The organism is Dyella solisilvae, from assembly GCF_003351225.1.
Taxonomy (GTDB): Bacteria; Pseudomonadota; Gammaproteobacteria; order Xanthomonadales; family Rhodanobacteraceae; genus Dyella; species Dyella solisilvae.
Map to the genome: position 1 here is coordinate 51,395 of NZ_QQSY01000008.1, position 13,008 is coordinate 64,402.

General features: G+C 64.9%; 11 protein-coding genes. 3 read left to right on the forward strand and 8 right to left on the reverse strand.

The window, feature by feature from the left end; translation table 11 throughout:
- Positions 1-198: 198 nt before the first annotated feature.
- Both DVT68_RS19050 and DVT68_RS19055 read right to left on the reverse strand, forming a co-directional pair.
- Entirely contained in the window at positions 199-2,457 is a 2,259-nt protein-coding gene (locus tag DVT68_RS19050) for a S53 family peptidase (RefSeq protein WP_114826798.1), read from the reverse strand.
- Positions 2,458-2,881: 424 nt separating this feature from the next.
- Entirely contained in the window at positions 2,882-3,106 is a 225-nt protein-coding gene (locus tag DVT68_RS19055; protein ID WP_114826799.1) for a hypothetical protein, read from the reverse strand.
- Between the two features lie 8 nt (positions 3,107-3,114).
- Here DVT68_RS19055 and DVT68_RS20590 point away from each other — a divergent pair, with 8 nt between their 5' ends.
- Positions 3,115-3,459: a hypothetical protein gene (locus DVT68_RS20590; RefSeq protein ID WP_199536146.1), complete on the forward strand. Its 345-nt coding sequence runs from the start codon at positions 3,115-3,117 to the stop codon at positions 3,457-3,459.
- A 56-nt stretch (positions 3,460-3,515) separates the two neighbouring features.
- Positions 3,516-4,430, forward strand: coding sequence for a VirK/YbjX family protein (locus DVT68_RS19065; protein ID WP_114826800.1), 915 nt, complete (start codon positions 3,516-3,518; stop codon positions 4,428-4,430).
- 59 nt (positions 4,431-4,489) lie between these two features.
- Here DVT68_RS19065 and DVT68_RS19070 read toward each other — a convergent pair whose 3' ends face one another.
- From DVT68_RS19070 to DVT68_RS19090, 5 genes are all read right to left on the reverse strand, one after another.
- Positions 4,490-6,766 carry a S53 family peptidase gene (locus DVT68_RS19070; RefSeq protein WP_158543550.1) on the reverse strand — a complete coding sequence of 759 codons (2,277 nt, stop codon included), beginning with the start codon at positions 6,764-6,766 and terminating at the stop codon, positions 4,490-4,492.
- 596 nt (positions 6,767-7,362) lie between these two features.
- Positions 7,363-8,130 (reverse strand): glycosyltransferase family 2 protein, encoded by a 768-nt coding sequence (locus tag DVT68_RS19075; protein ID WP_114826802.1) that lies wholly within the window; start codon positions 8,128-8,130, stop codon positions 7,363-7,365.
- Positions 8,127-9,398, reverse strand: coding sequence for an O-antigen ligase family protein (locus DVT68_RS19080; protein ID WP_114826803.1), 1,272 nt, complete (start codon positions 9,396-9,398; stop codon positions 8,127-8,129). Before DVT68_RS19080 ends, DVT68_RS19075 begins: the two co-directional genes overlap by 4 nt.
- 67 nt (positions 9,399-9,465) lie before the next feature.
- Positions 9,466-10,593 carry a glycosyltransferase gene (locus tag DVT68_RS19085; RefSeq protein ID WP_114826804.1) on the reverse strand — a complete coding sequence of 376 codons (1,128 nt, stop codon included), beginning with the start codon at positions 10,591-10,593 and terminating at the stop codon, positions 9,466-9,468.
- A 97-nt stretch (positions 10,594-10,690) separates the two neighbouring features.
- On the reverse strand, positions 10,691-10,897 hold the full coding sequence (locus tag DVT68_RS19090) for a zinc-finger domain-containing protein (RefSeq protein WP_199536147.1): 207 nt from the start codon (positions 10,895-10,897) through the stop codon (positions 10,691-10,693).
- A 209-nt stretch (positions 10,898-11,106) separates the two neighbouring features.
- On the opposite strand from DVT68_RS19090, the gene DVT68_RS19095 reads away from it, so the two are divergent.
- Positions 11,107-12,315 (forward strand): Yip1 family protein, encoded by a 1,209-nt coding sequence (locus DVT68_RS19095; protein ID WP_114826806.1) that lies wholly within the window; start codon positions 11,107-11,109, stop codon positions 12,313-12,315.
- Between the two features lie 79 nt (positions 12,316-12,394).
- On the opposite strand, the gene DVT68_RS19100 is transcribed toward DVT68_RS19095, so the two are convergent.
- Positions 12,395-12,988, reverse strand: coding sequence for a YceI family protein (locus DVT68_RS19100; protein ID WP_114826807.1), 594 nt, complete (start codon positions 12,986-12,988; stop codon positions 12,395-12,397).
- Between the last annotated feature and the right edge of the window lie 20 nt (positions 12,989-13,008).

Consider the following 13,008-nt stretch of genomic DNA (forward strand, 5'->3'; position numbering starts at 1 on the left):
ATCCGCGGTGGGCGCAGCAACGGCGGCAAGTTAGCCGCGCTTGTGCGGTAGCGATGCATGCACAAGCGCTTCAAGACCCGTCCCGAAGACAGTCCCTGCGTGTACGGATCCATCCGGCTGATGACGGCCACCCAAAGCACGTGAGCCGTCGGGAGAAGTGCATCCCCGGCCACCGCCGGGGATGCCGTATCGCCAGGCTTACTTGAGGTACGCCTGCCATGCCCAGAGCAGATTCTGGGCGTTCACCGAGCCGAGACCGGCGGCAAAGCTCCAACCCGGGCGGGCCGCATACGCCTCGGTGGTCGCGTTGTACGTGGTCGTGCTGGTCGACGTCAGGCCGAACTCCCACGGGTACTGCCAACCCGGCGTCTGCGCGTAGACGTAGCAGTCAGGCGTGACCGTGAACGGCGGCTGCTGCCAGCACTGCGTCGCGATGCCACCGCGCGTGATGTTGTGGAACACGCAGCCGCGGGCCTCCTTGGTACTGCTGTCCGCGTTGCAGACAGCCAGGCCCTGCGGCGGCTTCTTTCCATCAGCGCTGCCGTACTCCTGGGCAGCCAGCGCATACAGCGTGGGAGCGGCGTTGCCCTGGTAGGCCGAGCCGCCCTGGGCGGCCATGCCCTGGTCGATCAGCGCCTGGATGCCGGCGAACATGGGCGCGGAGAGCGACGTGCCACCCACGGACGCGGTGGGGGCGACGAAGTTCGGCGAGCAGGGTTCGTTCTGCGTGCAAATGACGGCCCAGGTATAGCCGCCATAGGAGCCACCGAACAGGACCACATCGGGCACGTCGCGCGACTGGTCATTGGCCGTGTTGTAGACCAGCGTCTGCCATGCCGGCTTGCCATCCACCGACGAAGGGCCGCCACCTGACGCTTCGGAGATACCGGTGGGGTATTCGCCTTGGAAACCGGGCTGCTCGTATGCGGTGCACATGGCGATGGAGCTGGCGTAACCCAGCGCCTTGGCCGCCACCTCGTTGCCGCACGACATGTTCCACGGAATTTCCGGCACGTACGACAACGCCGAGCCGTATACCGCATTGACGGTCGGGCTGAAGTAAGTGGACGTGGTGCCATCGAGGATGTCGGCAGTATCGGTGCCGCCAACCGCGGTGTCATGGGGTGACGTGGCCAAGGCATTCGCGCCAATGCCCTCACCCATGATGGTTTGCCCATTGAAGTCCGGGTTGGAACCCGAATCGCCGCTCGATATGAACACCGAGATGCCTTCCGCATCGGCCTGCGCCCACAGCGCATCGATGGCTGCCTTGCTGCCCGGATCCACGCGCTGCTCGCTGACGCCGTAGCTCATGCTGATGATGTTGGGCCGGTTGGCGCCATTGATCAGGTTGATCGCCGCAACGAATTCGCCTGGCCAGGTCGGTGTGTCATTGCACGTGGCCACCCAGATGTTGGCGCCCGGCGCCAGGCCCGTGGCCCACTCCGCGTCGAGGACGGTCTCGCCGGCATCTGAGCCCGTGCCCGGATTTTCGCAAGTGGTGAACCCGGTGGCCTGGGGCTGGAATTCCTGGAACGTGCCGCCATAGCCGAACAGGCCGAACTGGCTGACGAAGTTGTACCAGTCGCCGGGCTGCATGCCGGCGTTCTCGACCACGGCGATGTTGATGCCGCTGCCAGTTATGCCGGCCGCGTACAGCTGATCGGCGCCGTACATCTTGCTCATGTCATAGGGCACCAGGCCGCGCGCCCCACTGGGGAGAGTCGACGCCATGGGGCTGGCGCTCGCAGCGGACGTCGTAGCGTTGTTCGACTTGAAAGTCTTCGTAGCAGCGTCGAACTGTCCGACCTTGATCGCCACATGCTGCGGCTGCGGATGGATGTCGCTGAGACCGGCCACGCCAGCCAGGACACTCTGCAACGCCGATGGCACGCTGATGTCGGTGGCATTGGCGATGTGCGAGGCGCCGTCAATCGTGTAACGGTTCATCGTGGTATGGAACGCGCGCTTGACCTGCCCGGCATTGCCGCTGAAGTCGATCTCCAGCTTGTTCGGGAAGACGCTGTTCACCGTGAAGCCCTGCGAGCGGAGCCACGCCGTGGTGGCGGCAATATCGGCATCGACCACGCCAAAGGCCTGGCCGAACTGATCAGGCGTCACCCACTGGTGGAACTTTGGTGACTTCGGATCGTGCTGCGCGGCGCTCAATGCTTCCAGCGCGGCCTGCCGCTGCGCGCTGCGCTGCAGGACGAGGTGCAGGTGGGCCATGGGCGTGGCGTCGTCCACACTCTGGGTCGGAGTCGATCGGTCCACGACCGCCAGATGAGTGTGGGGCAGCGCAGATAGCGCGCGGCTGTCCACCGTCTTCGTCACTCTCGGCCCTTCGGCCGTGTTGATGCCTGCAAGCGCTGCGTTGCTCTGCGCCGACGATACGACCGGAATCCCCGCGAGGGCCAAAGCCATGGCCCCACACAGGTACAAATGCCCGCTCTTCATGAAAACGTCTCCCAAGATGTGTCGGTTGAAAACAAGCCAGTTCCCCCTGTCTTGGTTCTCGCAACCGCATGACCCCCCATGCCCTCCTTTCCGACTCGCGTTGTTGACAGGCAAAACGCGTCCGTCGCGCCATCGCCTCGATGGCACGCACGTATCCACTGGAATAAACAGTCCCTTCACACGAAGCGAAAGGCAGCTACCGACGCCTGTTCGCGATCACTCCCCACAGCGGCTTCGAGTGTAGGAATGGCGGGAATGTCGTTGCAATGACAGCGCTGTCAAAATGTGCGCTTCAGCGACTGAACTCTCGAAATTGCAACGCAATCATCGCTTTATCGTGGCTTTGCACGAAGCCGGTGCAACGGCCAACCATGACCATGGCCACGCAATTTCATCCGCCGAAACTGACGGATTGACGTGTCGTTCACAGCGCGATGGCATGAGCGCTTGCGTTGCTCGTGAAGAAGGAAATTTCGTCGAGGCAGGAAATCGCGTGTGTCATCATCACGTTCGTAAATGCAATCTGAATGTCACCAAGCTCCGCGCTACGCGCGTGTTGCATGGATCGCAGGACATTCTCCGCTTCGACGAACATTTTCGTGAGTGTGATGTGATTTCGCGTCATGAATTTCACGCTGCGTAGCGACATCGAGCGCCATGTCGAGTCGGTCGCGTCGCGCGCGGCTGGAATACGCCGAGGCGATGTTCGACAAGGTCCACATCCGCGGCACGGTGAGTTACCTGCACGACGGCGACACCATCATTACGACCCACCATCTGGCGCGACAGCCCGGCGCCCTGGCGATTTCACTCCACCGCGTCCGCCCGCTTGGCAAGGCCGGTCATGCGATGCGCCTGGGCGCCCCGCCCAGCACCCATGTGTTCAACAACACCAGGTATGCATCGACGACAAGGCGCCCGCCGCGCCCGAGCCGCCCCCGTGGGCGTGCAGGCGCTTCAAGACGTGCCCTATGGGCGGCGCTGCGGCTTCTTGGTATGTGACAGAACGACGACAGTCTGCTTGAATACCCCGCCGTGTTCTCCCCGACACTCCCCGCATGTCCATCCAGTTGTTCTTACGCTCACTGCGTCAGCGCGGTGACTGGCGTGGCCCGTGGTCCAAGCGCCTCGTCGCCGGCCTCAAGTACGTCGCCCGCAGCACCTGCATGCCGCGTCGCCAGTCCGCCTGGCTGGGCGAGTTGTATGGTTCCCCGCGCCTGAGCGCATACCTTGCGCACGATCCGCGCCTGCATGAGCGCTGGCACCACCACTACATCAACCGTCGGCTTGGCCGCGCCCAGCGCATGGCGGTGATCAGCAGCCACTACCGCTACGCCTTCAGCCAACTGCCCCGCGCGATCGTGGATGCGGTGTATCTGCGCGGCCGCAGCGAGCTGGGCGCCGTCATGCTCAAGGACGGCGGCCAGTTGTTGCTGGAACTGCGCCGGCCACTGGGTCGCAGCCGCGAAGGCGAACTGGCTCTGTGCCTGTCCAACACGCAGGGGCAGCTGTTGTCCTCGGTGACCTTCAGCGTGGCCGATGACGGGCGCACGCTGCTGGTGGGCTGCCTGCAGGGCGCTGCAGCGGAGCTGGGGCGCGAGGCGGTACGCGAGCTGACCAAGCAGTGCCATGGCCTGCGCCCGAAAAACCTCCTGTTCTCCCTGCTGCTGGCCTTCGGCAGCTACACCGGCGCGATGCGCGTGCGCGGCGTGTCGAACCTGGCGCATCCGTTCGCTGGCGAGGACGACAAGATCAAGGCGGACTACGACAGCTTCTGGGAGGAATGTCAGGGCGTGCTGCAGCCGGACGGCTTCTTCGAGCTGCCCACCGCCGAAAGCGAACGCGACGAATCGCAGGTGGAAAGCAAGCACCGCTCCGCGTTCCGTCGACGCGAGGCGTTGCGTCGCGAAGCCTGCGCGCAACTGCTGGCTGCGTTGCGGGAGGAGCCGCTGCGCCTTCCCCGGGCCGCCTGAACGGCTGATGCCAAAGAAGACATCCCCGGCATGCGCCGGGGATGTCCGATCTTGCGCCATTACTGCACGTTGACGAACGCCTTCCAGGCGCTGAGCAGGTTGTAGGCGTTGACCGAGCCAAGGCCCGAAGCAAAGCTCCAACCCGGCCGCGCGGCATACGCCTCGGTGGTCGCGTTGTACTTGCTGACGTTGGTGGACGTCAGGCCTACCTGGATCGGTCCATAGATCGCCTGCGGCAACGTCCCGTAGAAGTAGCAATCGGGCGTCACCACGTAGGGCAACTGCTGCACGCACTGGGTCGCGATGCTGCCGCGCGTGATGTTGTGGAACACGCACTTGCCGGTGCCCTTCGTGCCATTGTCGGCGCTGCACGCCGCCAGGCTGGCCGGTACGCCACCCTTGGCGCCGCCGTACTCTTCAGCCGCCAACGCATACAGCGTGGGAGCAGCATTGCCCTGGCTCGCGGGCAGCCCCTTGGCCGCCAGACCCTGGTCAATCAACGCCTGGATGCCGGCAAACATCGGCGAGGACAGCGACGTGCCGCCAATGAGCGCGGTCGGGCCGGTGAAGCCCGGGGTGCACGGATAGTAGTACGAGCACACGATCACCCAGGTGTAGCCGCCATAGGAACCGCCGAACAACGCCACGTCAGGCACGTCGCGCGACTGGTCCTTCTCGGCGTTGTGCACCTGCCGCTGCCACGCCGGCTTGTAGTCCACTGACGAGGGACCACCGCTGCCGGCCTCGGAGGTGATGTAGTAGCCGTACGGATCGAAGTTCTCGTAGGCCTTGCAGAACGCCAGCGAACTCGCATAGCCCAGCGACTTGGCCGCCACTTCGTTGCCGCAGGACTGGTTCCACGGAATTTCAGGCACGTACGACAAGGCCGAGCCGTAGACCGTGTTGAAGCTCGAGCTGAAGTACTTCTTGGTGGTGCCGTCGAGAATGTCGGCCGTGTCGGTGCCACCGACCACGGTGTCGTTCGGCGAGGTGCCGAAGGCATTCGCGTCGATGCCCGCGCTGTTGATGAAGAAGCCGTTGAAGCTCGGGTTGGAGCCCGAGTCGCCGCTCGACACGAACACCGAGATGCCTTCCGCATCGGCCTGCGCCCACATCAGGTCAATCGCCGTCTTGCTGGCGGCGTCGGTGTAGCCCTCGCCGTAGCCATAACTGGCGCTGATGATGTTGGGCCGGTTCGGGCCGTTGATCAGGTTGGTTGCAGCCGTGAAGACGCCACCGAAGAAGTTGGTGGAATTCTCATCCGCGCAGCTGGCCAGCCAGATGGTGGCGCCCGGGGCCATCGCCGTGGAGTACTCGGCGTCCAGCAGTGCCTCGAAGTCGTCCTCCTGCCCGTAGATCGAGTTGGGGTCGATGCAGTTGGTGAAGCCGGTAGCCTGCGGCTGGAACTGGGTGAACGTGCCGCCATACCCGCCGAGGTTGAACTGGCTGACGAAGTTGGTCCAGTCATCCGGCACCATCGAGTTGTCCTCGACCAGGGCGATGGTGATGCCGTGGCCGGTGAGACCGGCCGCGTACAGCTGATCCGTGCCGTACATCTTGTTCACGTCATAGGGCACCAGGCCGCGCGCCCCGTTGGTGAAGTTCACCGCCTGCGGATTGGCGCCCGAGGCCGAAGCCGTGGCCTCCTTGAGCATGAACTTCTGCGTCGAGGCGCTGAACTGGCCGATCTTCGGCGCCACGTGCTGCGGTTGCGGATGGATGTCGTTGAGACCAGCGACGCCCACCACCACGCTTTTCAGCGCCGACGGCACGCTGATGTCGGTGGCGTTGGCGATATGGCTGTCGTTGTTGATCTTGTAGCGCTGCAACGTCGTGTGGAATGCCTGCCTCACCTGGCCGGCACTGCCGCTGAAGTCGATCTGCAGCTTGTTCGGGTACACGCCGTTGACGGTAAAGCCCTGTGAACGCAGCCAGTTGGTCGTGGCGGTGACATCGGCGTCGGCGACGCCGAAGGCCTTGCCGAACTGCTCGGGCGTCACCCACTGGTGGAATTTCGGCGAACTCGGGTCGTGCTGGGCGGCGATCAACGCATCCAGCGCGGACTGGCGCTGCGCACTGCGCTGAAGGATCAGGTGCATGTGGTTCATGGGCGTGGTGTCAGCGACGCTTTGGGTCGGCGTGGCGCCGTCGACGAGGGCCAGATGGGTGTGCTGCAGCGACGAGACGACGCGATTGTCGACTGTCTGGGTCACCCTGGGCGCCTCGGCCGTATTGAGGTCGGCAGTGGCTGCGTTGCTCTGCGCCGCCGCAATGGCCGGCGACCCTGCGAGGGCCAATGACATGGCCGCACACAGGTACAGGTGCTCGATTTTCATGAAACGTCTCCTTGAAAGATCCGATGAAAACAAGCAATCCCCCTGGATGGATTCCCACGACCGCTTTGGTCCGCCTGACCTCCTTTTTCCTTCGCGCGATGCAACAGGCAAAAACATCCCCGTCGCGCCGTCGCCACAACGGCACGCTCGATCCCGCTCGAAATAAATCGACCCCTCACCCGAAGCGTCAGGCAGCCACAAAAGCCTGCGCGCTGTAACAAGCAGTGAAACGTGCGGAGTGTAGGAACTGCACGACCGACATCGCAATGCTTACGCGCAGTCAGGCGCGAATAAACGGAACCACTTGCAGCAACCCGATGGAATTCATCGCGTTAGGGCGCAATGGCGCGACACCACGACAACACTGTAAACATGACCATGACTGCGCAAGTTCATTCGCCATGATGCGCGAATTGACGCGCCATTGACGACGCAATGGCGTTGCCTCGCAGTTGTGTCGAAAAGAAGGAAATTTCGGCAAGACAAGAAATCACGCCGTCTGTCATCACGTTGGTAAATGCGCCATGAACAGCCGAGGCAACTTGCGACCATTTTCGCTTGGACGGCTAAACGTCCAAGAAGATCGCGTCGCAACGCTACTTCACGCGCCGCGCATCCCGCTCGCGCGCCTCGTGCAGCTTGGCGTACTTTAAAAATGCATAGAACGCGCCAGTGACGCTCGCGATGAAACCGGCCCAGCCGTTAAGGAAATAACGCTTGCCGATGTACTGGCGCAGGAAGAACACCGGTGGGTAGAACACCATGCGCAACCCGGTGAAGCGCTGCTGCTTGCGCAGCTTGTACGCCACCATGCCGGAGGTGTAGCGGTTGATCTTTTCGACCCGGGTGGCGATGTCGCCGTCGCCGTCATTGACGAAGTCGGCGCGCCACAGGGTTTTCACCTTGCCGCGCACCTCCACGGCAGAGTGCACCTCGACGTCGTTCATCCCGCCACGCCGACGGTCGAACAGGCGCAGGTGACCGTTGCGCCAGCTCCAGCGGTGCTGCACCGTCCAGAACATGCGCTCGCGCCGCGGCAGGCGGAAACCGGCATGGCGCGGCCCCACCAGCGCCCGCTCGATCTCCTCGCGCGTGCCTGGCGAGAGGAGTTCGTCCGCGTCGAGATTGAGGATCCAGTCGTGGCTGGCCAGGTCGTAGGCCCGCTGCTTCTGGGGGCCGTAGTCGTCGAACGGATGCACCGCCACCCGCGCGCCATGGCGGCGTGCGATATCCACGGTGTCGTCGCTGGAGCCCGAATCCAGCACCACGATCTCGTCCGCCCAGTCGACCTGGCTCAGGCAGGCATCCAGCGTGTCACCGTTGTTGTAGGTGATCACCACGACTGAAAGTGGTTCGCGCTTCATGCCGCGGTTCCCCGCTGCGCCGGGTGCACGTACAGCGCCGCGCACCACAGGCCGAGTAGCCAGGCGAACAGCAGGCCCCACCAGGCTGAGTAGAAGGCCAGGTGCGTATTGAGCGGAAACAGCATCACGCCCAACGCGAGCGTGACCGGGAACGCGCGGCTACGCGGCGTCGCTCCCACGCGCCGCCAGGCCGCCAGCGCGGCGCCGATCGCCGCCAGCCAGCACAGCATCCCCAGCGTGCCGGTCTCGGTGAGCACCTCCAGCACCCACTGATGCGCGTGGCAGGCGCCCTCGCCCACCCCGCAGGCCTCATCCGACACCACGAAGTGGTCATTGGCCGGCGCATAGGCCGGATAAGCGTTGCGGAAGGCGCGCACGCCCACACCGTTGATCGGGTGCGCCTTGAACATCGACAGGCTGGTGCGCCAGATGTCCAGGCGCCCGCTCAAGGCGGTGTCCAGCCCCTGGTCCGAACCCTGGAGCGCCTGCAGCGTGCGCTCCATGCGCAGTTGGAAGCGGTCCGAGGTCTTCCAGGCCACGCCACCGGCCAGCACGAGCAGCGCGAGGCCCAGCCCGGTCGCGGCGAGGAAGCGCAACGGCGATCCGGTGACTCGCCAGGCAAAACCCAGCGTCACCAGCGCGTAGCACACCCACGAGCCACGCGAGCCCGACAGCAGCACCGGCCCCAGCAGCAGCAGGAAGGCCAACATCAATCCACGCAGGCCCCATCGACGGTGGGCCGTCCACAGCACGAACGGCGACAGCACCGACAGCGTGGGGCCCAGCTTGAGGTTGGTGGCGCCGAAGATGCCGGAGATGCGCTCCGCCTCGGCTCGCCCGCCCAGGCTCCAGCCGGTCACCGCCTGCACCCAGGCATCCACGGCCCACAGGGCCACCACCACGGCGACGGCGAGGTACAGCGCATCGAGCTTTTCCTCGCGGCGGATCGCAAAGCAGGCGTACAACCCCAGCGGCACGTAGCGCAGCAGCGCGGCCACGGTCGACCAGCTCTTGCTGGGCGCCACTGAGTCGACCGCCGAGATCAGCGCCGCCGCCACGTAAGCGGCCAGCAACCACAACAGCAAACGGGCGCCGGCATGCTCGCGCAGGGCCGAGGGGTGTCTTACGAACAGCAGCACCACGCCGACCAGGCACAGGAAGGTTCCCAGCTCGGAGCTGCGCCCGAACGGCAACAGCGCGATGACAAGCCAGAATGGCAGCAGTGGCGAGCGCAGGGCTGCCTTCAGGGCGGGAACGAATGAATTCATGCGGACAGGATGTGGTCGCGGCGCACGCATTGTAGGTGACGTCGCCGCTCCATCGATCCGCGCGGACTCAGGCGGCGGCGATCTCGTCGTACAGGGCCAGGGTGGCCTGCTGCATGTCGCTGAGGCGATAGCTCTGCAGCATCGGGATCGGCGGCGCCACGCGCAGCAGTTCGGCCGCACGTTCGACCAGACGCTCGCGATCGGCCGGCGGCACGCGGCCGGCCGGATAGAGCTCGGACAGCAGCTCGCCGACGCCACCGTGGGCATAGCCCAGCACCGGGCGGCACAACGACAAGGCCTCGATGACCGTGCGCCCGAACGACTCCGGCTTGTTGGACAGCTGCAGCACCAGCGAGGAGATCGCATAGATGTCGCGGATGTCCGAACGCGGCGGCGTCAGCACCACCTGCGATTCCAGGCCGCGCTCGCGGATCAGGCTGCGCAACTCTTCCACGTAGGCTTCGCGGCCGGGCTCGATCACGCCCAGCAGCAGCAGCCGCGCGTCGATGCCGCGGCGCTTCAGTTCGGCCAGCAGCTCGACGGCGTCGTGGTGACCCTTCAACCGCGTGCCCCGACCGGGCAGCGTGAGCAGCGGGGCGCCCGCCAGGGCCGGGTATTCGGCGAAGAACGCCTTGTTCCAGCCGTCGTCGGGGCGATGCCCATAGGGGAAAGCGTCCGGGTCGATGCCGCGGGGGATCACCCGCACGCGGGCCGGCTCCAGCCACGGGTAATGGCTGAGCATGAAGTCTCGAAGCGTCTGCGACACCGCGATGACCCGCTCGCCGCGCAACAGGATGGCGCTGTAGCGCCCCGGTGAGTTCCGGCCGTGCACCGTCGTGACGAAATGCGGGGCCGGCTTGAGCCCCTTGATCGCCCACCAGCCCAGCCAGGCAGGCAGGCGCGAGCGGGCGTGCACGATATCCGGCTTGAGCTCACGCAGCACGCGCCGCAGTGCGCCCACTTTCATCAGCGTGCCTAGGGACTTGCGACCAACATCCAGCGTGATGTGGCGGCTGCCCTCGGCTTCCAACTGGGCCACCATGCGACCGCCCGCCGAGATCACGACGGACTGATGCCCCGCCTGGACCAGCGCGCGGCCGATTTCCAGAGCGGAACGCTCCGCCCCGCCCGCGTCCAGGGCAGGGATCAGCTGCACGACGGTCAACGACCTCACTGGCGTGGCGATTGCTGACATGATGGGTTCAAAAGGTGCCTTCATCCCTAGAGGCAAGCAGCAATCGTGCCTAAAACGGCGATGACGAATATTTCAGTTGCAACCGTCAGGCTGAAACTCAGTCCCGCAGCACGTAATGCGCGCCACAATAAGGACATGTGGACTCGCCGCCATCGTCGACGATCGGCAGATACACCTTCGGATGGGAGTTCCACAGGGCCATTCCGGGCATCGGGCAGGACAGCGGAAGGTCCGCGCGCGTCACTTCATAACGATTTTCGGCATTCGCCGGGATCAGCGGGGCAGCCGCAGGGGAACGCGACATGGGGGAAAACTCCATCTGGATACCGAATCCACCATGTTAGCAGGCCGGCCCATGGCCGCCACGACTCACGCGAACTTGCCTCGCCTTAGGACATAGTCCGTGCGACCAATGTCGGGTGGTCGCGAGGCCGCCTGAGAATGCGCGCGCAGGGGAGGTTCCCGGTCGCACCGCGTCCGGTGCGCATTCGAGCCCGGCCCGGAAGGACTGCCATGGACTTTGCAAAGATCTTCAGCCGCATCAAGGCGATCCTCAGCACGCCCCAGACCGAGTGGCCGGTGATAGCCGCCGAGCCCGACAGCGTCGCGGGTCTGTATCGCGGTTACATCTGCATCGTGGCGGCGCTGCCGGCGATCGCCCATTTCATCAAGGGCAGCCTGATCGGCTACGGCGCCGTTGGCGTGAATCTGCACCTGCCGCTGGGCATGGGACTGCTGGGCATGGTGCTGCGTTACCTGCTGACCCTGCTGGCGACCTACGTGGTGGCGCTGGTGGTCAACGCGCTGGCCCCGACTTTTGGCGGCCAGAAGGATCCCTTGCAGGGACTCAAGTCGGTCGCCTACGCCTGGACCGCCGGATGGGTGGGCGGCGTCGGCGTGATCCTTCCGTGGATCGGCTGGCTGGTGGCCATCGCCGGCGTGATCTACGGCATCTACCTGCTCTACCTCGGCTTGCCCCACACCATGCGCTGCCCACAGGACAAGGCCGGCGGCTATACCGCGGTGACCGTCATCATCGCCATCGTGCTGAGCTGGATCATTGGCCTGACGGTGGCCGCCATGATCGGCACGGCGACCCTGGGCGGCGCCTCGATGACCAGCCTGCGCGTCAGCGACGGCCACGGCGGCGAAGTCGCGGTCGATCCCAACACGGCGCTGGGCAAGATCGCTGCGATGAGCCAGGGCGCACAGCAGGCCGGCAAGGAGATCGCCGACGCGCAGAAGCCCGGCGGCGGCCAGGTGCAGTCACTGTCCCCGGATGCCATCAAGGCCTTCCTGCCCGAGACACTGGCCGGCCTCAAGCGCGAGAACTTCTCGGCGCAGCGCAATGATTCGATGGGCGTGCTGGTCACCACCGCCCGCGCGGACTACGGCGACGGCCAGGGCCACGATGTGCAGCTGGAAGTGGCCGACACCGGCAACATGCGCGGCATGATGGCCATGGCCAGCGCGATCGCCCCCGATTCCGAACAGCAGACCGAGCACGGCTACCAGAAGACCTACACCAGCAACGGGCGCCTCGTGCACGAATCCTGGGACAGCCAGAGCAAGAGTGGCGAATACGGCGTGATCGTCGCCCAGCGCTACACCGTCAAAGCCAGCGGCAACGCCGACAGCATCGACCTGCTCAAGCAGGTGGTGGGCGGCGTGGACCTCGACAAGCTCGAAACGCTCAAGAACGAGGGCGTGAGCAACCAGTGATCCCGAGCGTAGTACCCAGCAAAAAGCCCGCACCGGGATTGGTGCGGGCTTCTTTTTTTGCCCAGCGAGGGCGAACGCCTTACTTGGTGGCTTCGGTCTTCGGCACCGACGCCTCGGTGGTGATGTGCACCTGGATCTCGTCGCTGACGTTCGGCACGTAAGCGCCCACGCCGAAGTCCGAACGCTTGATCATGGCGGTGGCGTCGAAGCCCACGGCCGGCACCTTCATCATCGGATGCAGGCCGCTCTTGTTGAGCGTGGCGTCGAGCACCACCGGCTTGGTCACGCCGTGAACGGTGAGATCACCAGTGACCTTGAACTTGTTGCCGCCGGCCGCTTCGACCTTGGTGCTCTTGAAGGTGATGTCCGGGTACTTCTCGGCATCGAAGAAGTCCGCCTTCTTCAGGTGCTCGTCGAGCTTGCTCACATGGGTGTCGAGGTTGGCCAGCGGCAGGGTCACGTTCACCGACGACTTGGACGGATCCTTGTCGTCGAACACGATGGTGCCCTCGCCCAGGCTCAGGCTCGCGGTCGGGTTGGAGTAGCCGAAGTGGTTCCAGCTGAACAGCACATAGGTGTGGCCCGGGTCCATGGTGTAGGTAACCGGGGCGGCCTGGGCGGTAACGGCGGCGCCGAGCAGGCCGGCGAGAAGGACGTAACGAAGTGCACGCATCTGACTTTTCTCCACAAGGG